Source organism: Martelella sp. AD-3 (assembly GCF_001578105.1).
Lineage (GTDB): Bacteria > Pseudomonadota > Alphaproteobacteria > Rhizobiales > Rhizobiaceae > Martelella.
This window is the reverse complement of the sequence record NZ_CP014275.1, coordinates 2,892,677-2,913,942: the sequence shown is the minus strand read 5'-3', so window position 1 is coordinate 2,913,942 and position 21,266 is coordinate 2,892,677. Positions and strand designations below refer to the sequence as shown.

The window sequence follows — 21,266 nt, the reverse complement described above, 5'->3', positions numbered from 1 at the left end:
AGACTAACATGGCTGATCTCGCCAAAATCGTAGACGAACTTTCTGAACTGACGGTTCTCGAAGCCGCTGAACTGTCCAAGATGCTCGAAGAGAAGTGGGGCGTTTCCGCCGCTGCTCCGGTTGCAGTCGCTGCTGCCGGTGGTGCTGGCGAAGCTGCTGCCGCTGTTGAAGAGAAGACCGAATTCGACGTTGTCCTGGCTGAAGCCGGCTCCAACAAGATCGGCGTCATCAAGGAAGTTCGCGCCATCACCGGTCTCGGCCTCAAGGAAGCCAAGGAACTCGTCGAGAGCGCTCCGAAGGCCATCAAGGAAGCCGTTTCCAAGGGCGAAGCCGAAGAGCTCAAGGGCAAGCTGGAAGCAGCCGGCGCCAAGGTCGAGCTCAAGTAAGCCTGGTTATCTGTTCTGCGGGCGGGCGAGAGCCGGCCCGCAGGGCGACAATTGATCCGAAACCATTACCCAAAGTCCCATTTCGGGCCTTTGGGTAATGGGTTCTCTTCAGGACCCTTTCGACGGGCAGCGCGACCGGCAACGGCCTGACGCTCGGATAGTCGAGAAATTATGGAGATCGAGCCTTTCCGGCGGAAATGGCTCTCGGTGATGACGGAACCGACTGGCCATCGGTACCCGTCTGTTGCAGGCCCGGATGCAGATTGACAAGGAGCGACGATGGCTCAGACCCTTTCCTTTAATGGTCGCAGGCGCGTACGCAAGTTTTTCGGAAAAATTCCGGAAGTGGCGGAGATGCCGAACCTCATCGAGGTTCAGAAGGCGTCCTACGACCAGTTCCTCATGGTTGACGAGCCCAAGGGCGGACGTCCCGACGAGGGGCTGCAGGCGGTCTTCAAGTCCGTCTTCCCCATGACCGATTTCTCGGGCGCTTCCATGCTCGAATTCGTTTCCTACGAATTCGAACAGCCGAAGTTCGACGTCGAGGAATGCCGGCAGCGCGACCTGACCTATGCCGCGCCGCTGAAGGTCAAGCTGCGCCTGATCGTGTTCGACATCGACGAGGACACCGGCGCGAAGTCGATCAAGGACATCAAGGAGCAGTCGGTCTATATGGGCGACATGCCGCTGATGACCAACAATGCGACCTTCATCGTCAACGGCACCGAGCGCGTTATCGTCTCGCAGATGCACCGTTCGCCGGGCGTGTTCTTCGACCACGACAAGGGCAAGAGCCACTCCTCCGGCAAGCTGCTGTTTGCAGCCCGCGTGATCCCCTATCGCGGTTCCTGGCTCGACATCGAATTCGACGCCAAGGACATCGTCCATGCCCGTATCGACCGCCGCCGCAAGATCCCGGTGACCTCGCTTCTGATGGCGCTCGGCATGGACACCGAGGAAATTCTCGAGACCTTCTACGAGAAGGCGGTCTACGAGCGTGAGGGCGACGGCTGGAAAGTGCCGTTCTCGCCGGAACGTCTGCGCGGCCAGAAGGCCGTGACCGATCTGATCGACGCCGACAGCGGCGAGGTCGTGATCGAGGCCGGCAAGAAGCTGACCCCGCGCATGCTCAAGAAGCTCGCCGAAGGCGGCCTGAAGGCGCTCAAGGTTACCGATGACGAACTTTACGGCACGTTCCTGGCCGAGGACATCGTCAACATGGAAACCGGCGAGATCTATCTCGAGGCCGGCGAAGAACTGGACGAGAAGAACCTGGCGGGCGTGATCGAGCAGGGCATCGACGAACTGTCGATCCTCAACATCGACCACGTCAATGTCGGCGCCTATATCCGCAACACGCTGGTCGCCGACAAGAACGAGAACCGTCAGGACGCGCTCTTCGACATCTATCGCGTGATGCGTCCGGGCGAGCCGCCGACCATGGAATCGGCAGAAGCGATGTTCAATTCGCTGTTCTTCGATGCCGAGCGCTACGACCTCTCGGCCGTCGGCCGCGTCAAGATGAACATGCGTCTCGACCTCGATGCGCCGGACACGATGCGCGTTCTGCGCAAGGAGGACATCCTCGCCGTCGTCAAGACGCTGGTGGATCTCCGCGACGGCAAGGGCGAGATCGACGACATCGACAATCTCGGCAACCGCCGCGTCCGTTCGGTCGGCGAACTGATGGAGAACCAGTACCGTCTGGGCCTCCTGCGCATGGAGCGCGCGATCAAGGAACGCATGTCCTCGATCGAGATCGACACCGTGATGCCGCAGGACCTGATCAACGCCAAGCCGGCGGCTGCCGCCGTGCGCGAGTTCTTCGGTTCCTCGCAGCTGTCGCAGTTCATGGACCAGATCAACCCGCTGTCGGAGATCACCCACAAGCGTCGTCTGTCGGCACTTGGCCCGGGCGGTCTGACGCGCGAACGCGCCGGCTTCGAAGTCCGCGACGTGCATCCGACCCATTACGGCCGCATCTGCCCGATCGAGACGCCGGAAGGCCCGAACATCGGTCTGATCAACTCGCTCGCGACCTTCGCCCGCGTCAACAAGTACGGCTTTATCGAAAGCCCGTACCGCAAGATCTCCGAGGACGGCAAGCTCACCGATGAGGTGATCTATCTTTCGGCCATGGAAGAGGCGAAATATTACATCGCCCAGGCCAATTCGGTGATGAATGAAGACGGCACCTTCGTTGAAGAGTTCGTCGTCTGCCGTCATGCCGGCGAAGTGATGCTGGCCCCGCGCGAGAACATCAACCTGATGGACGTTTCGCCGAAGCAGCTGGTTTCGGTGGCGGCCGCTCTCATTCCGTTCCTGGAAAACGACGACGCCAACCGCGCCCTGATGGGCTCGAACATGCAGCGTCAGGCCGTGCCGCTGCTGCGCGCCGAAGCCCCGTTCGTCGGAACCGGCATGGAGCCGATCGTTGCCCGTGACAGTGGCGCCGCCATCGGTGCCAAGCGCGGCGGCGTGGTCGACCAGGTCGACGCGACGCGTATCGTTATTCGCGCGACGGAAGACCTCGATGCCTCCAAGTCGGGCGTTGACATCTACCGGCTGATGAAGTTCCAGCGCTCCAACCAGAACACCTGCGTCAACCAGCGTCCGCTGGTGCGCGTCGGCGACGTGGTCAATCGCGGCGACATCATTGCCGATGGCCCGTCGACGGACCTCGGCGATCTGGCGCTCGGCCGCAACGCGCTGGTCGCGTTCATGCCGTGGAATGGCTACAACTACGAGGACTCGATCCTGCTGTCCGAGCGGATCGTCTCGGATGACGTCTTCACCTCGATCCATCTGGAAGAATTCGAGGTCATGGCCCGCGACACCAAGCTCGGTCCGGAAGAAATCACCCGCGACATTCCGAACGTTTCGGAAGAAGCGCTGAAGAACCTCGACGAAGCCGGCATCGTCTATATCGGCGCCGAAGTGCATCCGGGCGATATTCTCGTCGGCAAGATCACGCCGAAGGGCGAAAGCCCGATGACGCCGGAGGAAAAACTCCTGCGCGCCATCTTCGGCGAGAAGGCCTCGGACGTTCGCGACACCTCGATGCGCATGCCGCCCGGCACCTTCGGTACGGTCGTGGAAGTCCGCGTGTTCAACCGCCACGGCGTCGAGAAGGACGAGCGCGCCATGGCGATCGAGCGCGAGGAAATCGAGCGGCTCGCCAAGGACCGTGACGACGAACAGGCCATTCTGGACCGCAACGTCTATGCGCGTCTTGCCGACATGCTGCGCGGCCACACGTCGATTGCGGGTCCCAAGGGCTTCAAGAAGGGCGTTCAGCTTTCCGATGAAGTCATCGGCGCCTATCCGCGTTCGCAGTGGTGGATGTTCGCCGTCGAGGACGAGGAAGCGCAGGGCGAACTCGAAGCCCTTCGCGGCCAGTACGACGAATCCAAGGCCCGCCTCGAGCAGCGGTTCATGGACAAGGTCGAAAAGGTCCAGCGCGGCGATGAAATGCCTCCGGGCGTGATGAAGATGGTCAAGGTCTTTGTTGCCGTGAAGCGCAAGATCCAGCCCGGCGACAAGATGGCCGGCCGCCACGGCAACAAGGGCGTGGTCTCTCGCATCCTGCCCGCCGAAGACATGCCGTTCCTGGAAGACGGAACCCATGTCGATGTCGTGCTGAACCCGCTTGGCGTGCCGAGCCGCATGAATGTCGGCCAGATCCTCGAGACGCATCTTGCGTGGGGTTGTGCCGGCATGGGCAAGCGCATTGGCCAGATGCTCGAGGAGTATCAGGAAACCAATGACATCAGGCCGCTGAAGGAGACACTGACCAAGGTCTATGCGTCGGAAGCCAAGGACGAAGTCTCGCAGTTCGACGACGAAAGCCTGGTTCGCCTGGCCGACGAGGCCAAGCGCGGCGTTTCCATCGCCACGCCGGTCTTTGACGGCGCGCATGAGGGCGACGTCTCCGAGATGCTGTCCTGGGCGGGCTATGATCCGTCGGGCCAGTCGGTGCTGTACGACGGACGTACGGGTGAGCCCTTCGACCGCAAGGTCACCGTGGGCTACATGTACATGATCAAGCTCAACCATCTGGTTGACGACAAGATCCACGCCCGTTCGATCGGCCCGTACTCGCTGGTCACCCAGCAGCCGCTGGGCGGCAAGGCCCAGTTCGGCGGACAGCGTTTCGGCGAAATGGAGGTCTGGGCACTTGAGGCCTATGGCGCCGCCTACACGCTGCAGGAAATGCTGACCGTGAAATCGGACGACGTTGCCGGTCGGACCAAGGTCTATGAAGCCATTGTCCGCGGCGATGATACGTTCGAGGCCGGTATTCCGGAAAGCTTCAACGTTCTCGTCAAGGAAATGCGTTCGCTGGGCCTTTCCGTCGAGCTTGAGAACCGTGCCGACGAGGCCGGTGCGGAAGCCGACGAACTGCCGGACGCCGCGGAATAGGATCAAGACACGGCGCGCCCGCCGCAACCGGCCGGGCGCGTCTTTGACACCCAGTGCATGGTAAGCGCGAAGTGTCATTTTTGCCGCATTTCGCGGCTATCACCGTTTCAAGAGACATGAGTTCCGGCATCGGGGTTTGGCCGGAATGATCTGTCAGCAAGGGCGATGCCGCCCAGTCAAGGAGACAGGCATGAACCAAGAGGTCATGAATCTTTTCAATCCGCAGGCGCCGGCGCAGGTCTTCGATTCGATCCGGATCTCGATCGCCAGCCCGGAAAAGATCCTTTCCTGGTCTTATGGCGAAATCAAGAAGCCGGAAACCATCAACTACCGCACGTTCAAGCCCGAGCGTGACGGCCTGTTCTGCTCGCGCATCTTCGGCCCGATGAAGGACTATGAGTGCCTGTGCGGCAAGTACAAGCGCATGAAATACAAGGGCATCATCTGCGAAAAGTGCGGCGTCGAAGTCACGCTGTCGCGCGTGCGCCGCGAGCGTATGGGCCATATCGAGCTCGCCGCTCCGGTCGCCCATATCTGGTTCCTGAAGTCGCTGCCGAGCCGTATCTCGACCCTTCTCGACATGACGCTGAAGGATGTCGAGCGCGTTCTCTATTTCGAGAACTACATCGTCACCGAGCCGGGCCTGACGGATCTGAAGGAAAATCAGCTCCTGTCGGAAGAGGAATACATGCTGGCCGTCGACGAGTTCGGCGAGGACCAGTTCTCGGCCAATATCGGCGCGGAAGCCATCTATGAGATGCTTGCCGGCATGGATCTCGAGAAGATCGCGGGCGACCTGCGCGCCGAGCTGGCCGACACCACGTCGGACCTGAAGCAGAAGAAGCTGATGAAGCGTCTCAAGATCGTCGAGAACTTTCTTGAGTCGGGCAACCGTCCCGAATGGATGATCATGAAGGTCGTTCCGGTGATCCCGCCGGACCTGCGCCCGCTCGTCCCGCTCGACGGCGGCCGTTTCGCGACGTCGGACCTCAACGATCTCTATCGCCGCGTCATCAACCGCAACAACCGTCTGAAGCGGCTCATCGAGCTGCGCGCGCCGGGCATCATCATCCGCAACGAGAAGCGCATGCTTCAGGAATCGGTCGATGCGCTGTTCGACAACGGCCGCCGCGGCCGCGTCATCACCGGCGCCAACAAGCGTCCGCTGAAGTCGATCTCCGACATGCTGAAGGGCAAGCAGGGCCGCTTCCGCCAGAACCTGCTCGGCAAGCGCGTCGACTATTCCGGCCGTTCGGTCATCGTGACCGGCCCGGAACTGAAGCTGCATCAGTGCGGCCTGCCGAAGAAGATGGCGCTGGAACTGTTCAAGCCCTTCATCTACGCCCGTCTCGACGCCAAGGGGTATTCCTCGACCGTCAAGCAGGCGAAGAAGCTGGTTGAAAAGGAACGTCCGGAAGTCTGGGATATCCTCGACGAGGTGATCCGCGAGCATCCGGTGCTCCTGAACCGCGCGCCGACGCTGCACCGCCTGGGCATCCAGGCGTTCGAGCCGACGCTGGTCGAAGGCAAGGCCATCCAGCTGCATCCGCTCGTCTGCACGGCCTTCAACGCCGACTTCGACGGCGACCAGATGGCCGTTCACGTGCCGCTGTCGCTCGAAGCCCAGCTTGAAGCCCGCGTGCTGATGATGTCGACCAACAACATCCTGCATCCGGCCAATGGTCAGCCGATCATCGTGCCGTCGCAGGACATGGTTCTCGGCCTCTACTACCTCTCGATCATGAACGAGAACGAGCCCGGCGAAGGCATGGCCTTTGCCGACATGGGCGAGCTCCACCATGCGCTCGAAAACAAGGTCGTCACGCTGCATTCCAAGATCAAGGGCCGTTTCAAGACGGTCGACGAGGACGGCAACGAGGTCTCGAAGATCTATGAGACCACGCCCGGCCGCATGATCATCGGCGAGCTTCTGCCGAAGAACTCGAACGTGCCGTTCGAGACCTGCAACCAGGAAATGACCAAGAAGAACATCTCCAAGATGATCGACACGGTCTACCGCCATTGCGGCCAGAAGGACACGGTGATCTTCTGCGACCGGATCATGTCGCTCGGCTTCGGCCATGCCTGCCGCGCCGGCATTTCCTTCGGCAAGGACGACATGGTGATCCCGGACGCCAAGCACGAAATCGTCGCCGAGACCGAAGCGCTGGTGAAGGAATACGAGCAGCAGTACAATGACGGTCTCATCACCCAGGGCGAGAAGTACAACAAGGTTGTCGACGCCTGGGGCAAGGCGACCGAGAAGGTCACGGAAGAGATGATGGCCCGCATCAAGGCCGTCGAGTTCGATCCCGAGACCGGTCGCCAGAAGCAGATGAACTCGATCTACATGATGAGCCATTCCGGCGCCCGCGGTTCGGTGAACCAGATGCGTCAGCTCGGCGGCATGCGCGGCCTGATGGCGAAGCCCTCCGGCGAGATCATCGAAACGCCGATCATCTCGAACTTCAAGGAAGGCCTGACCGTGAACGAGTACTTCAACTCGTCGCACGGCGCCCGTAAGGGTCTGGCCGATACCGCCCTGAAGACGGCGAACTCGGGTTACCTGACCCGTCGTCTCGTCGACGTGGCACAGGACTGCATCGTCAACACGGCCGATTGCGGAACCGACAAGGGCCTGACCATGACCGCCATCGTCGATGCCGGCCAGGTGGTTGCCTCCATCGGCCAGCGCGTGCTCGGCCGTGCGGCGCTTGTCGACATCGAGGATCCGGTCACCGGCGAGCTGATCGTCGAGGCCGGCCGTCAGATCAACGAGGCCGACGTCATCAAGATCGAGGCTTCGGGCATCCAGTCGGTCCAGATCCGTTCGGCTCTGACCTGCGAGGTTCAGACGGGCGTCTGCCAGGTCTGCTACGGTCGCGACCTTGCGCGCGGTACGCCGGTGAATATCGGCGAGGCCGTCGGCGTCATCGCCGCCCAGTCGATCGGCGAGCCCGGCACGCAGCTGACCATGCGTACCTTCCACCTTGGCGGTACGGCGAACGTGGTTGACCAGTCGTTCCTGGAATCCTCCTATGAGGGCACGGTGCGGATCAAGAACCGCAACGTTCTGCGGAACTCCGACGGCGTTCTGGTGGCAATGGGCCGCAACATGGCGATCCAGATCCTCGACCAGCGCGATCAGGAGCGGTCCTCGCAAAAGGTCGCCTATGGTTCGAAACTGTTCGTCGATGACGGCGACACGGTGCGTCGCGGTCAGCGTCTTGCCGAGTGGGACCCCTATACCCGACCGATGATGACGGAAGTCTCCGGCACGGTCGACTTCGAAGACCTCGTCGAAGGTCTGTCCGTCACCGAAACGACGGATGAGGCGACCGGCTTCACCAAGCGCTCGGTCATCGACTGGCGTTCGACGCCGCGCGGTTCCGATCTGAAGCCGTCCATCGTCATCAAGGATGCCAATGGCGAGATCATGAAGCTGCCGCGCGGCGGCGAGGCTCGCCTGCCGCTGTCCGTCGACGCGATCCTTTCGGTCGAGCCCGGCCAGAAGGTCAGCCAGGGTGACGTGCTTGCCCGTTCGCCGCTGGAAAGCGCCAAGACCAAGGACATTACCGGTGGTCTGCCGCGCGTTGCGGAACTGTTCGAAGCCCGCCGTCCGAAGGACCATGCCGTGATCGCCGAGATCGACGGCACGATCCGCTTCGGCCGCGACTACAAGAACAAGCGCCGCATCCAGATCGAGCCTGCGGAAGACGGCGTCGAGCCGGTGGAATACCTCATTCCGAAGTCGAAGCCGTTCCATCTGCAGGACGGCGACTACATCGAGAAGGGCGACTACATCCTCGACGGCAACCCGGCCCCGCATGACATCCTTGCCATCAAGGGCGTCGAGGCGCTGGCCTCCTATCTCGTCAACGAGATCCAGGAAGTCTATCGCCTGCAGGGCGTGGTCATCAACGACAAGCACATCGAGGTGATCGTTCGCCAGATGCTGCAGAAGATCGAGATCACCGCTTCTGGCGACAGTGGCCAGATCACCGGCGATATCATCGAGGCGATCGCCTTTGACAATATGAACGAGGAACTTGTGGCACAGGGCAAGCGGCCTGCCGAAGGCGAGCCGGTTCTGCTCGGCATCACCAAGGCCTCGCTGCAGACGCCGTCCTTCTTCTCGGCCGCGTCCTTCCAGGAGACCACCAAGGTTCTCACGGAAGCGGCGATTGCCGGCAAGGTCGATACGCTCCAGGGCCTGAAGGAAAACATCATCGTCGGCCGTCTGATCCCAGCCGGTACGGGACGCGCGATGGGCCAGGTTCGCCGCATCGCGACCCAGCGCGACGACCTCATCATCGACGCCCGCCGCAAGGCTTCCGGCGCCGACGAGGCAACGCCGATGCTCTCCTCCATGAACGAAGAGCCGCAGCCGGGCGAATAAATTCCGGCTTCGGGCTTCGGCCCGGCCGCTTTCAAGCTTTTGTGTGAAAGGCCGCCGACTTTCGGCGGCCTTTCACATTTATTGCTAAAATGCTAGCGATAGCATTTGCTGGTTACGCAGTCCTGTCGTCAGCGGTCGATCTGGGAGCGATTGTTGGGACAACTGGCGCTTCAGAAGGGGCAAAGGTTCCTCACGCGCGCGGCTGCGGAAGGGAAGCGCGATGGAGGCGGGTAGGCGGAGTATCTGGATCATCTGTCTTGTCTGGATCTGTCTGGGCGGGATATGCGCGCTGGTGATCGCCGAGTTCATTCGCAACCATGACGCGGACGGGTATGTCGACTATTACGGCTCCGACGTCTTTCAAAACGCGGTTTCAGTCGCCGAAACCAGCCTGACCGTATTGCGCGCCCTCGACCGATCTGACGATATGCCCTGTTCCGCAGATGACCTGGAGGCGATGCGCGGCGTCGTTTTCTCCGCCCCTTATCTTGCCGATGTCGGCCGCATCAGGGACGGGAACCTCGTCTGCACCGGGATATGGGGTGAACTGGCGAGCCCGGTGAAGATGCCGCCGCCTTCGCAGGTGGTGGGCGTCAACGCGGCCATTCTCTGGAAGGACACCAGGGGCATTGCTCCGGCCGGCCTTGCAGTCGACATGGCCTCTTTCGGCAACAGCGTCGTGATGACGGAACCGTCCGCCTTCGCGCGCTACGACGACCCCGCCGAGCGGCTGGCCGCCCTTGTCCTGACCAGCGATGCCAGCTACAGCTACCGGTCCTTCGGCGATGCCGAAGGGCTTGCGACTTTGCTCGGAAGCAGCAGCGAATGGTATCGCATTGCGCGCCGAAGGGTCTATTCGCGCTGCAATGAAAAGACCGACGTCTGCGTTGTCGCCACCTATGATGCGCCGGCCCTTCTGAAGACGGCGCCGCTTGATTTTCTGCTTGTCCTGGCCGGCGGTGTTTCGGCCGGCGCCTTCCTCGGACTCTGGCATGCGCATCTCTATCGCGAAAGCCGGTCCTGGCGGCAGAGGCTGGAGCGGGCGCTCAATGATGACCGGCTTACCGTCCATTATCAGCCGATCGTCAGGCTTTCCGACAACAGAATATGCGGGGCCGAGGCGCTTGCGCGGCTGGTCGATTTCGACGGGACGCTGATGCCGCCCGATCAGTTCATACCCGCTGCGGAGACCTGCGGGTTTATCGGGCGGATCACCCGCGGCGTCGTCCGGCGGGCATTCACCGACATGGAGGCGCACCTTGCGGCCGATCCGAACTTCTATGTCAGCATCAATGTCGCCTCCGATGACATACTGAGCCCGGCGTTTCTGGATTTTCTCGAGACCGAAACACGGTCCCACGGGCTTTCCGCCGGCCAGGTCGCCCTGGAACTGACCGAGCGTTCGACGGCAAGCCATGACAGCCTGACCCAGGCGATGGCGGCCTTCAGCAATCGCGGTTATCGCATTCTCATCGATGATTTCGGCACGGGCTATTCGAACCTTGCCTATATCGCCCGCATGCCGATCGCGGGCATTAAGATCGACCGAATGTTCACCCAGGCGATCGGTCAGCAGGCGATCGGCGCCGTAATCGTCAGCAAGGTCTGTGAACTTGCCGCCGCGCTCGAGGTGACCCTGATCTGCGAGGGCGTGGAAACCAGAGGCCAGGCTGACCATCTCGTTGCCATTCATCCCGACATCTGCATCCAGGGATTCCTGATCGCGCGGCCAATGCCCGCACGAGAATTCTTGCGCGCCTTTGCCGCTGAAGGCCCGCGCAAGGAGGCATGATCAGCGGCTCAGTCGAGCGTCTTGTTGAAGCGGCTGACGGCAATGGTGATGGCAACCAGCGCGATCGCCGCCAGCATGGCGCTGTCGAATCCGAGGACCGTGATGTCGGCGCCCTTCAGCATGATGGCGCGCACGATGCGCAGATAGTGCGTCAGCGGCAGGGCCTCGCCGAGATACTGCGCCCAGCGCGGCATGCCGTCAAAGGGAAACATGAAGCCCGACAGCAGGATGCTCGGCAGGAAGAACATCATCGACATCTGCACGGCCTGGAGCTGGTTCCTGGCAACCGTCGAGAATGTGTAGCCGATCGACAGGTTGGTGACGACGAAGAGCAGCGTCAGAAGCGCCAGCGACCAAGGGTCTCCGAGGATCGGCACGTCGAAGATGAAGAGGCCGGAGGAGATGATCAGCGCCGCCTGAAACGCGCCGACGAAGACATAGGGCATGATCTTGCCCATCATGATCTCGATCGGGCGGATGGGCATGGCGAGCAGGTTTTCCATCGTGCCGCGCTCGATCTCGCGGGTGACGGCAAGGGCGGTGAAGATCAGCAGCGTCATCGTCAGGATCGTGCCGAGCAGGCCGGGCACGATGTTGAGCGTCGACTTGCCCGCCGGATTGTAGCGCCGGTGCTGGATGATGTTGAAGGCCGGCTCCCCGGGGGCGGCGATGGTGACGCCGTGCAGGCCGGAAAGCGCGGTGGAAACGACGCCCGAGAGCGCCCCCAGCGCGGAAGACGCGGCGACCGGATCGGTCGCGTCGGCCGCCACCAGAAGGGACGGGGAGAGGCCGCGTCTGAGGTCGCGTTCGAAATCCGGCGGAATCTCGACCACGAACAGCACCTCGCCCGATTCCAGCGCCCGGTCCATGTCCTCATCACTTGTGACGATGCCGGTGATATCGAAGAAGTCGGTGTTCTCCATCGAGGCCAGAATGGCGCGGGAGGCATCGGTGCTTTCCGACAGCATGACAGCGGTCGGCAGATGATGCGGCGTCGTGTTGATGGCGAAGCCGAACAGCAGCAATTGCATGATCGGCAGCGTGATCATCATGCCCATGGTCAGCCGGTCGCGCGTCATCTGGATGAATTCCTTGACCGTCATCGCCCAGAAGCGGCGCAAGGCAGGAAAACGTTGTGGCCGTTCATCCGTCATCGAAATTGTCCTTCGATGCATTCATCATGTAGATAAACGCGTCCTCCAGCGTTGCCTCGCTCGGGCGGCAGTCGGTATCCGGCCGGTCGCGGTAGGGCTGAACCGCGCGCTCCAGCGCCGCCCTGTCATGGCCGCAGACATGCAATGACGAGCCGAAGGGGGCGACGAGATCGACGCCGTCCGCCTGTTCCAGTTCGGCCTGAAGGTCATGCACATGGGCGCCGGTGATGAGATAGCTTTCGAGCTTCGAGGCGGCCACCACCTCCTTCACCGTGCCGGTCACCATCAGCTTGCCATAGGCCATATAGGCGATCTCGTGGCAGCGTTCGGCCTCGTCCATATAATGGGTGGAGACCAGAACCGAGAGACCGTCTGCGGCCAACGCGTGGATTTCGGCCCAGAATTCTCGCCGGGCCTTGGGATCGACGCCGGCGGTCGGCTCGTCGAGCAGCAGGAGGTCCGGATCGGGAAGCGTGCAGGCGCCGAGCGCGAGCCGCTGTTTCCAGCCGCCGGAGAGATTGCCGGCGAGCTGCTTCTCGCGACCGCCAAGGCCGAGCCGCTCGATGGCGTCGGAGACCTTTTTCCGCGGGTCCCTCAGGCCGTGAATCCGGGCGACGAAATCGAGGTTCTCGCGGATCGTCAGGTCCTCGTAGAGCGAGAAACGCTGGGTCATGTAGCCGACGTGACGCCTGAGGCGCTCCCCGTCGCGGGTGATGTCGTAGCCAAGGCAGGTGCCGGAGCCGCTGTCCGGCGTCAGAAGGCCGCAGAGCATGCGGATGGTGGTGGTCTTGCCGGAGCCGTTCGGGCCCAGAAAGCCGTGGATCGTGCCCTTGCGGACGTTCATGGTCAGATGGTCGACCACGGTGCGGCCGCCGAAGCTCTTGGTCAGGCCCTCGACCGAAATGACGTTGTCCTGGGTGGCCATCAGTTGCGCTCCCCTGTGACATTGACGGGAAGACCGACGGCAAGCGCTTCCGGATCCTCCGGCCGGGCTTCCAGGCGATAGACCATCTTGGCGCGCTCCTCACGCGAGAAAATCTCGGGAGGGGTGTATTCGGCGTCTTTGGCGATGAAGAAGACCGTGGCGTCTTGCGGCCGGCATCCGTCGCAGGAAACGCGCACCCTGTCGCCGACCTTCAGCGCGGCGCGCTCGCGCTCGGGCACGAAGAACTCGATCTTGATGTTTTGCGGCGGCAGAAGCGAGACGACCGGCCGGCCCGCCGGCACCACTTCGCCGGTTCGGTAATAGACCTCCTCTATGCTGCCTGAGGCCGGGGCGGAAACCGTCTTGAGCGCCAGCGCGGCTTCCGCTGCGGCAAGGTCGGATCCGGCGGCGGAGACGCTCTGCTCGGCCTGTTCGATCTGCTGGTCGCGCTGGGGCAGTTCGCCGAGCGCGATCTGGGCATTGATCTTGTCGAGGGCGGCCTTCGCCTGCGCGTAGGCGCTGACGGCGCTGTCGAGATTGGCCTTGGTGCCGCTTTCCTGCCGGAACAGCGATCTTGCCCGCGTCAGCGACTTTTCTGCGTATTCAAGCGCCGCCTCGGCCTCCTTGCGAGAGGCCTGCAGCGCTTCCAGCTGTTCCGGCCTGTCCTGCGGCGCCCGGGCGAGCGCCAGGGCGGCCCTTGCCTTTTCCAGGTTGGCGCGGGCGGTGTCGACGGCGGCCTGTTCCACGTCGGCTTCAAGGGCAAACAGCCTTTGTCCGGTCTTTGCTTCGTCCCCTTCCTCGACGGTGAGTACGGTGAGCCGCGCGGTGTCGGGGGCGCCGATATAGAGCGCGTCGGCCTCCACCCAGCCGAGAAAGCCGTGGTCCTCTTCGGGGCGGAAGAGGTAGTATCCGGCCGAGGCAGCCACGGCCAGCAGGATGACGGCGATGAGAACGCGTTTCATGGGGTATCCCCTTCGGCTGGCTTGAACAGGGTATCCAGGTAGAATCCGAATGCGGCATCGAGGTCGAGATCGCCGAAGCGGGCGAAGTTCGCATCCCAGATGACCGACAGCAGCGCCGGCGCGAAGATCACCTGCGGCGCCTTCAGCACCTTGGAAGAGCGCAAAGCGCCGCGCCTTTCGGCCCTCTCGAGAACGCCGAGGATAAGGGCGAGGCCGGAGCGAATGATGTTCTCGTGATAGAATTCGGCGATCTCGGGGAAATTGCGCATTTCCATCGCCATCAGGAGAACAAGGTCCCGTTTTTCGGTCCCGAGCACTTCAGTTTTCACCATTTCGAAGAAGATCGCGAGCGTTTCGCGCGGGTCAAGATCCGGTTCGTCGAGCGTCGCGTGTGCGGCCGCAAGAAGCGGACCGAGCGCGTCGCTGATCAGCGATTTGAACAGGTTCTCCTTGTCCGGGAAATAGAGATAGACCGTGCCCTTGCCGATTCCGGCGCGCCGGGCAATGTCCTCGATGCGCGCATTGGCGAAACCCTTTTCGGAAAACACGGCAAGGGCGGCGTCCAGGATGGCTTTGCGACGGGCTTCAGGCGCGAGCGTTCTTCGTTTCGGCGGGGTGTTCATTCCGGACAGCTGCCTCTTTGATTATGACTGACCAGTCAGTCATAACAGGATCAACCGGTGGAAGCAAGACGCGTCGGCCGGTCACCCGGCATTTGGCGCGGGGCGAGCGAAGGGCGGCACGGCAAGGCCGGGGCGGTGAGGTTCCGCGCCGCGTACGGCAGGTCATGGCGCGCCGGACGGGTTCGAACAAATCAACAACAGGTAATGACGCAAGGCCGCGATGTCGGGCTTGCATGCGACGGTGAAAAAAGATAGTACCGAGCGGTACGGATCGCCCGACGCCGGGGCAGGCATGACGTTCGCCCCGCCGGGAGCCGGTCCTTCGACAATGAAGCAGGAAACACCAATGGATCGCCGCACGTTCTTCAAAAAAGCAGGCGTTGCTTCGGCCGGCGCGCTCGCCCCGGCCGCGCTCGCCGCCCCCGCCATCGCCCAGGAAAACCCCAAGCTCAACTGGCGCCTGTCGTCTGCCTTCCCGCAGTCGCTCGACATTCTCTATTCCGGCGCGACCGGCATTGCGGAGCGCGTGCGCGAGGCGACCGACGGCAATTTCGATATTCAGGTCTTTGCCGGCGGCGAACTGGTTCCGCCGCTGCAGGTGCTCGACGCCGTGCGCGACGGCACGATCGAAATGTGCCACACGCCCTCCTACTACTATATCGGCCAGGACATGACCTACGGTCTCGGCACGGCGGTGCCCTTCGGCATGAATGCGCGCCTGAAGAATGCCTGGCTCTACCAGGGCGGCGGCAACGAACTGTTTGACGAGTTCTTCGCCGAAAAGGGCGTCTGGGGACATCCGGCCGGCAATACCGGGGCGCAGATGGGCGGCTGGTTCGCCAATGAGATCAATTCGCTCGAGGACCTCAAGGGCCTGAAGATGCGCATCGCCGGCCTTGCGGGCCAGGTCATGGCAAAGCTCGGCGTCACGCCGCAGCAGATTGCCGCCGGCGACGTCTATTCGGCGCTGGAACGCGGCACGATCGATGCCACCGAATTCGTCGGCCCCTATGACGATCTCAGCCTCGGTCTCGTCAAGGTCGCGAAATACTACTACTATCCGGCCTGGTGGGAAGGCGGCCCGGTCATCCATGCCTTCACCAATCTCGACAAGTTCAACGAACTGCCGGCAAGCTATCAGCAGATACTGACGGATGCCTGCGACGCGGTGAACCTCGACATGCTCGCCCGTTATGATGCCGGCAACCCGCAGGCGCTGCGCCAGCTGGTCGCCGAAGGCGCGGTGCTGAAGCCGTTCAGCGAGGAAATTCTCGATGCCTGCTACAAGGTGTCTCAGGAGACCTTCGCCGAGATCTCGGCGGAGAACGCCTGGTTCAAGCGCATCTATGACAGCCAGCAGGAGTTCAAGAAGGACGCCTATCTGTGGATGCAGCTCGCGGAGTTCTCCTTCGACAAGTTCATGATGGTCCAGCAGCGCAAGGGCAATCTCTGAAGATTGCTCCGCCATCGGCTGGATAACAGGCCAACAAGCGAAGAGGCCCGGGGCGATACCGGGCCTTTTTTTGTCGCGCACCTGTGCCTATTCGGCGCTGCTCGGATGATTGACGGGGCCTCGATCGCGACGTAAGCCATTGGTCTGCATCGAAAACAAACGAAAAAGGGGCAAACCGTGTCCGATCGGATTGTCATTGTCGGAGCAGGTCAGGGCGGATTTGCCGTCGCGGCCAAGCTGAGGGCGCTGAAGGATGAGCGGCCGATCACGCTGATCGGGGCGGAAGCCGTGCCGCCCTACCAGCGACCGCCGCTTTCGAAGAAATACCTTCTCGGCGAGATGGCGTTCGATCGGCTGCTGTTCCGGCCCGAGGCTTGGTACGGCGAAAACGACATTGACCTCCTTCTGGAGCGTTTCGTCGAACGCATCGACCGGGACGCCAGGCAGATCGTGATGCAGGATGGCGCGACCCTTTCCTATGGCACGCTGGTGCTGGCCACGGGCGCCGCGCCGCGCCGCCTGCCGGAGGATATCGGCGGCGGCCTTCAGGGCGTGTTCGTCATGCGCGACAAGCATGACGCCGACCGGCTGGCCGAAGCCATGAAGCCTGGCGCCAGGCTCCTCGTCGTCGGCGGCGGCTATGTCGGGCTCGAGGCGGCGGCCGTGGCGCGGAAATTCGACGTCGATGTCACCGTGATCGAAATGGCCGACCGTATCCTGAAGCGCGTCGCAGCGCCCGAGACGGCCGATATCATGCGCGCCATTCATCGCGCGCACGGCGTCGATATCCGCGAAAATACCGGCCTGATCCATCTCGAGGGCGAGGCGGGCCATGTCCGGCGCGCGGTGCTTTCGCGCGGCGAGACGCTGGAAATCGACATGGCGGTCGTCGGCATCGGCGTGACGCCGAACGACCAGCTCGCCAAGGAAGCAGGCCTTGCCGTCGGAAACGGCATCGTCGTCGACCGGTTCGGGCGGACCTCCGATCCCGCCATCTTTGCCGTCGGCGATTGCGTCGAGCAGCCCTATCGCGGCGAGCGTATTCGCCTCGAATCGGTGCCCAACGCGGTTGACCAGGCGGAGGCGATCGCCGGCGTGATCGCGGGCTCGGACAAGGCCTATGAACCCGAGCCATGGTTCTGGTCGGATCAATATGATGTGAAACTGCAGATCGCGGGCTATAATGGCGGCTATGATCGCGTCGTGACGCGCGAGGGCGCCCGCGAGGGCAGCCAATCCGTCTGGTATTTCAGGGGCGACACGCTTCTCGCCGTCGACGCGATCAATGATGCACGCGCCTATGTCTGCGCCAAGAAGATGCTTTCCGCGGGGGTCAATCCGGCCGCGGAGGCGATCGCGGATCCGGCGACCGATCTGAAGGCTCTGGCCAATCCTTGAGGAGCAATTGCCCGCAAGGTTGACAAAAGTCATTTTGCCGTGAATTTGAATTTCATGATAAAATGCCGGACTGAAGTTGCCGCAGACGTGAATGGAATGCCAAGCGCCGGTGGGCGGGACAGGGGATCGAAGAATTGTCTTTTCGGTTGAGGGGCGGTTCGAAATCGCGAACGACGCTGAGCGATGTCGCAAGGCTGGCGGGCGTCAGTCCGATCACGGTGTCACGGGCGCTGCGCGAACCGCACAAGGTGAGCGAGAAACTGCGCGAGACAATCCTGGATGTGGTCGAGGAGATCGGCTACGTGCCGAACTTCGCCGCCCGGGCGCTTGCCAGCCGGCACAGCGGAATCGTAGCGGTGCTGGCGCCGATCATGGAGATGAGCGGCTTTTTCCATGCCGCCCGCGGCGTCGAGGACCGCTTCCTGACCAGCGACGTCAGCACGCAATTCGCCAATATCGGCCTCAACGCGGCCGAGGAAGCCAAGCTGCTCCGGCTTTTCGTGGCGCAGAATCCCGCCGGCATCATTCTTGAAAGCGTTGCCGAGTTTCCGGTCAACAAGCCCCTGATCGCCGAGCTCGGCTGTCCGGTGGTGCAGATGATGGATACCAGCATCGAGCCGTTGGACATGGGCGTCGGCATTCGCAACCGGGCGGCGGCAACGGCGGCCGTCGAGCATCTCCTGGCGCAGGGCTATGAGCGGATTGCGCTCTTGGGCGGCGGCAAGGACATCCGCTCCCGCCGCCGCTTCGAGGGCTATCGCGACGCGTTGCTGAAGGCCGGCCGCTATGATCCGGCCTATGTCTTCGAGGCCGAAACCGGCAATCCGATGGAACAGGGCGTCAACCTCGTGCGCAACCTCAGGCGGCGCATGCCGGAGGTGGATGCTGTCTTCTGTCACAATGACAGGCTTGCCATGGGGGTCTATTTCGGCGCCCAGCAACTTGGCGTTCGCGTGCCGCAGGAGCTCGGCATTTGCGGCTATAACGGCGTGGATTTCGCCGAGATGGAGGAATCGCCGCTGACCTCGGTCTATGTGCCGCTCTACGAGATCGGCTTCAAGGCGGCCGATCTGATCATGCGGTACCTGACGGAGGGCGAGCGGCCGGAAGCGGCCGTTGAACTGCCCTTCGAGATCATTGAGGGCAACTCGACGCGACGATAGTGCATTTCGCCGGCAGATGGAAACATCTGACGTCCGCGACAATGCGTCAAAACAAGGAGATAGACCGGTTCCGTATTCCGGGGGAAACCGTATATTCCGGCCTCTCTTGGCCTCAGCGGGCGGCGCTCCCGACGTGCAGGCCGCATTCCCGCTTTGCGTCATTTTCCCACCACCAGCGACCGGCGCGCTCCGGCTCGCCCGGCTTGATCGCGCGTGTGCAGGGCGCGCAGCCGATCGAGGGATAGCCGCGCTCATGCAGCGGGTTGAGGGGAACGTCGTTCCGCTCGGCAAAGGCGCGGATGTCCGCGATGCTCCAGTCGGCCAGCGGATTGATCTTCGTCAGATGGCGGGTCTTGTCTTCCTCGCAAAAAGGGGTCGTCGCGCGGTTGCCGGACTGGCCGCGCCTCAGCCCCGTTATCCAGTAGGCTGCGCCTTCGAGCGCCTGCGAGAGCGGCTCGAGCTTGCGGATGTGGCAGCAGGCGTGGCGCGCGTCGACGCTCTCGTAAAAGCCGTTGCGGCCATGTTCGGCGACATAGGCATCGACAGCCTCTTGCCGCGGATGAAAACGCTCGATCGCGATGCCGAAACGAGCCTCGGTGTCCTCGATCAGCTGCAGCGTCTCGTCAAAAAGGCGACCGGTATCGAGCGTGACGATCCTGATCGGCAGGCCGGCCATGGCGATCGCTCCGGTCAGCACCTGATCCTCGATCCCGAGACTGGTGGTAAAGACGGCGGGCCGGCCACTTTCGGCGACGAGCCGCAGTCGTCCCTCGAGGTCCAGGGCGGCAAGAGTGTTTTCGAGGTCGATCTTGGAGGAAAGCGTCATCGTCAAACTCGCATCGTGTCCGTTTCGCGCAGTATCGCGTCCAGGCCGGCGCTGCGCGAGGAACCGGCTTGTCGAATTTCAGGCGGCGACGGCAAAAGCTTGTCGCGGATCACCTGATTGCTAGAACGCGCTGCCCTGACCGGTTCTGGATCACCGGGCGGTTCAGATTAACCGCCCGGTGATCCATCTCTTTGTGTAGGCGCATCGGGTTATCGAAAAACCGGCAACCACTTTTCGCCCGATACTCTAGAGGGCGCCCTTGTCATTATAACGACGGGTTTCCTCGCGCATCTCTTCGACGGTGCTGCGTTCTTCCGCAGTCGTTTCGCGGTTGCGGGCGCGCTGGAACTTGATGCTGTCGGCGATGAAGGCGCGCGAAAGGCCGTGATAGAGCGGCTCGCGCGAGATCATGCGCGAGGCGATGTAGCCGAGCATGGACGTCGCCATCAGGGTGATGATGCCGTCGTGATTGTCCGTCATTTCCAGGATGATGACGAAGGCCGTCATCGGCGACTGGACGACGCCGGCAAAGTAGCCGGCCATGCCGAGGATCGCGCCGAGGCCGATGCTGACGCCCAGAACATCGGCAACCGTCGAGCCGAGCGTCGCGCCGACGGACAGCGAAGGCGCGAACAGACCGCCGGGAATGCCGGAAGCCATGGAGAGGAAGGTCGCGGCCAGCTTGCCGGCGAAGAAGAAGGGGTTGATCGATCCGCCTTCGATCACGGTTCTCGCCTGCTCGTAGCCGGTGCCGAAGGTTGCGCCGCCGAAGACGATGCCGATGACGGCGACCGACAGCCCGCAGCCGCCGGCAACAAGCGCCATCCTCTTGATCGGCGCAGGCTGCGCCCAGCGCTTGACGCGCCGCGCCACCTTCAGCGAATAGAGTGAGAACATGGCGCCCAGAAGTCCCCCGCCGATGCCGCAGACGAAGACGGCGACCCATTCCTCCGGCCGCACGGCGATGGCCGAGGCCTGGCCGAAATAGGTGTAGTTGCCGGCAAGCCCGATTGCGGCGAGGCCGGAGAGGATGATGGCGGAAACGACGAGGCCGTTGGCGCGCGATTCGTAGGCGCGGCTCATTTCCTCGATGGCAAAGACGATGCCGGCAAGCGGCGTGTTGAAGGCGGCCGAGATGCCGGCCGCCGAACCGGCGACGATCAGCCCCTTGGTCTGGATCATCTTGCCCCAGCGCGCGGTCTGGATCATGATCGAGGCGCCGACCTGGGCGGTCGGGCCCTCGCGGCCGATCGAGGCGCCGCAGAAGAGACCGATCACGGTGATCAGGATCTTGCCGGCGGCAACCCGGAGGTTGAGCAGCCGGTGCTGGCTTTCGGTATTGTGCAGATGCCTTGCGGCGATCGCCTGCGGAATGCCCGACCCTTGCGAATTGGGAAACCAGCGCGTGCTCAGATAGGAACAGAGCATGAAGCCGAGCGGCGTCAGGATCAGCGGCAGATAGGGCGAATAGGCGGTCGAATGCCGCATCGTCTCGAACAGTTCATAGGCGAAATCGGCGGCGCGCGCGAAGAACACGCTGATCACCCCGATCATCAGGGCCCCGACCCAGAAAACCAGCCTTGGCTGCCATATGCGCCATGATCCCCACATCACCCGTGTGCGACGGACCATTTTGACGTTCTTGTAATAGGGGCGCATGACCTGGCTTTCGCGGCAATCTCTTTGGCGTTCTCGACAGAATTTCCCGGTCCGGGGCCCGGTATCAATGTACAGGAAGCGGGGCGGTTGCCTTCGTTATCCTC

The 21,266-nt window shown here is 62.6% G+C and carries 13 protein-coding genes; 7 read left to right on the top strand and 6 right to left on the bottom strand.

The genetic code is table 11. The features are described from left to right. The first annotated feature begins 8 nt into the window (after positions 1–8). The 4 genes from rplL (at position 9) to AZF01_RS13560 (ending at position 10,999) form a co-directional block, all read left to right on the top strand. Entirely contained in the window at positions 9–386 is a 378-nt protein-coding gene (gene rplL, locus AZF01_RS13575; protein WP_024707359.1) for a 50S ribosomal protein L7/L12, read from the top strand. A 279-nt stretch (positions 387–665) separates the two neighbouring features. Then, positions 666–4,808 (top strand): DNA-directed RNA polymerase subunit beta, encoded by a 4,143-nt coding sequence (gene rpoB, locus AZF01_RS13570; protein ID WP_024707360.1) that lies wholly within the window; start codon positions 666–668, stop codon positions 4,806–4,808. A 190-nt stretch (positions 4,809–4,998) separates the two neighbouring features. Then, positions 4,999–9,207 (top strand): DNA-directed RNA polymerase subunit beta', encoded by a 4,209-nt coding sequence (gene rpoC / locus AZF01_RS13565; protein ID WP_024707361.1) that lies wholly within the window; start codon positions 4,999–5,001, stop codon positions 9,205–9,207. A 220-nt stretch (positions 9,208–9,427) separates the two neighbouring features. Further along, positions 9,428–10,999: an EAL domain-containing protein gene (locus AZF01_RS13560; RefSeq protein WP_024707362.1), complete on the top strand. Its 1,572-nt coding sequence runs from the start codon at positions 9,428–9,430 to the stop codon at positions 10,997–10,999. 8 nt (positions 11,000–11,007) lie between these two features. Here AZF01_RS13560 and AZF01_RS13555 read toward each other — a convergent pair whose 3' ends face one another. The 4 genes from AZF01_RS13555 to AZF01_RS13540 are packed head-to-tail and all read right to left on the bottom strand — an operon-like array spanning position 11,008 to position 14,663. Continuing rightward, entirely contained in the window at positions 11,008–12,153 is a 1,146-nt protein-coding gene (locus tag AZF01_RS13555) for an ABC transporter permease (RefSeq protein ID WP_024707363.1), read from the bottom strand. Then, positions 12,143–13,078, bottom strand: coding sequence for an ABC transporter ATP-binding protein (locus tag AZF01_RS13550; RefSeq protein ID WP_024707364.1), 936 nt, complete (start codon positions 13,076–13,078; stop codon positions 12,143–12,145). The genes AZF01_RS13555 and AZF01_RS13550 overlap by 11 nt, the downstream gene beginning before the upstream one ends. Next, on the bottom strand, positions 13,078–14,040 hold the full coding sequence (locus tag AZF01_RS13545; RefSeq protein ID WP_024707365.1) for an HlyD family secretion protein: 963 nt from the start codon (positions 14,038–14,040) through the stop codon (positions 13,078–13,080). The genes AZF01_RS13550 and AZF01_RS13545 overlap by 1 nt, the downstream gene beginning before the upstream one ends. Continuing rightward, the gene (locus tag AZF01_RS13540; RefSeq protein WP_024707366.1) at positions 14,037–14,663 is read right to left on the bottom strand and encodes a TetR/AcrR family transcriptional regulator; all 627 of its coding nucleotides are present in this window, start codon (positions 14,661–14,663) and stop codon (positions 14,037–14,039) included. Before AZF01_RS13540 ends, AZF01_RS13545 begins: the two co-directional genes overlap by 4 nt. A gap of 346 nt (positions 14,664–15,009) precedes the next feature. On the opposite strand from AZF01_RS13540, the gene AZF01_RS13535 reads away from it, so the two are divergent. The 3 genes from AZF01_RS13535 (at position 15,010) to AZF01_RS13525 (ending at position 18,677) form a co-directional block, all read left to right on the top strand. Continuing rightward, entirely contained in the window at positions 15,010–16,116 is a 1,107-nt protein-coding gene (locus tag AZF01_RS13535) for a TRAP transporter substrate-binding protein (RefSeq protein ID WP_024707367.1), read from the top strand. Positions 16,117–16,293: 177 nt separating this feature from the next. Next, a complete protein-coding gene (locus AZF01_RS13530; RefSeq protein WP_024707368.1) occupies positions 16,294–17,514 on the top strand; it encodes an NAD(P)/FAD-dependent oxidoreductase in 1,221 nt (406 codons plus the stop codon). Positions 17,515–17,648: 134 nt separating this feature from the next. After that, positions 17,649–18,677, top strand: coding sequence for a LacI family DNA-binding transcriptional regulator (locus AZF01_RS13525; RefSeq protein WP_081725728.1), 1,029 nt, complete (start codon positions 17,649–17,651; stop codon positions 18,675–18,677). A gap of 112 nt (positions 18,678–18,789) precedes the next feature. Here AZF01_RS13525 and AZF01_RS13520 read toward each other — a convergent pair whose 3' ends face one another. Together AZF01_RS13520 and AZF01_RS13515 are read right to left on the bottom strand one after the other, a co-directional pair. After that, complete coding sequence (locus AZF01_RS13520; RefSeq protein ID WP_024707370.1) at positions 18,790–19,503, bottom strand: phosphoadenylyl-sulfate reductase; 714 nt, start codon at positions 19,501–19,503, stop codon at positions 18,790–18,792. A 246-nt stretch (positions 19,504–19,749) separates the two neighbouring features. Further along, on the bottom strand, positions 19,750–21,162 hold the full coding sequence (locus tag AZF01_RS13515; protein ID WP_024707371.1) for a chloride channel protein: 1,413 nt from the start codon (positions 21,160–21,162) through the stop codon (positions 19,750–19,752). Between the last annotated feature and the right edge of the window lie 104 nt (positions 21,163–21,266).

What these genes read in the sequence shown, in the direction of transcription:
- AZF01_RS13555 (WP_024707363.1), bottom strand. Translation starts at nt 12,153, where the DNA reads ATGACGGATGAACGGCCACAACGTTTTCCTGCCTTGCGCCGCTTCTGG.
- AZF01_RS13535 (WP_024707367.1), top strand. Translation starts at nt 15,010, where the DNA reads ATGGATCGCCGCACGTTCTTCAAAAAAGCAGGCGTTGCTTCGGCCGGC.
- AZF01_RS13560 (WP_024707362.1), top strand. Translation starts at nt 9,428, where the DNA reads ATGGAGGCGGGTAGGCGGAGTATCTGGATCATCTGTCTTGTCTGGATC.
- AZF01_RS13540 (WP_024707366.1), bottom strand. Translation starts at nt 14,663, where the DNA reads ATGAACACCCCGCCGAAACGAAGAACGCTCGCGCCTGAAGCCCGTCGC.
- rplL (WP_024707359.1), top strand. Translation starts at nt 9, where the DNA reads ATGGCTGATCTCGCCAAAATCGTAGACGAACTTTCTGAACTGACGGTT.
- AZF01_RS13520 (WP_024707370.1), bottom strand. Translation starts at nt 19,503, where the DNA reads ATGACGCTTTCCTCCAAGATCGACCTCGAAAACACTCTTGCCGCCCTG.
- AZF01_RS13545 (WP_024707365.1), bottom strand. Translation starts at nt 14,040, where the DNA reads ATGAAACGCGTTCTCATCGCCGTCATCCTGCTGGCCGTGGCTGCCTCG.
- rpoB (WP_024707360.1), top strand. Translation starts at nt 666, where the DNA reads ATGGCTCAGACCCTTTCCTTTAATGGTCGCAGGCGCGTACGCAAGTTT.
- AZF01_RS13515 (WP_024707371.1), bottom strand. Translation starts at nt 21,162, where the DNA reads ATGCGCCCCTATTACAAGAACGTCAAAATGGTCCGTCGCACACGGGTG.
- AZF01_RS13550 (WP_024707364.1), bottom strand. Translation starts at nt 13,078, where the DNA reads ATGGCCACCCAGGACAACGTCATTTCGGTCGAGGGCCTGACCAAGAGC.
- rpoC (WP_024707361.1), top strand. Translation starts at nt 4,999, where the DNA reads ATGAACCAAGAGGTCATGAATCTTTTCAATCCGCAGGCGCCGGCGCAG.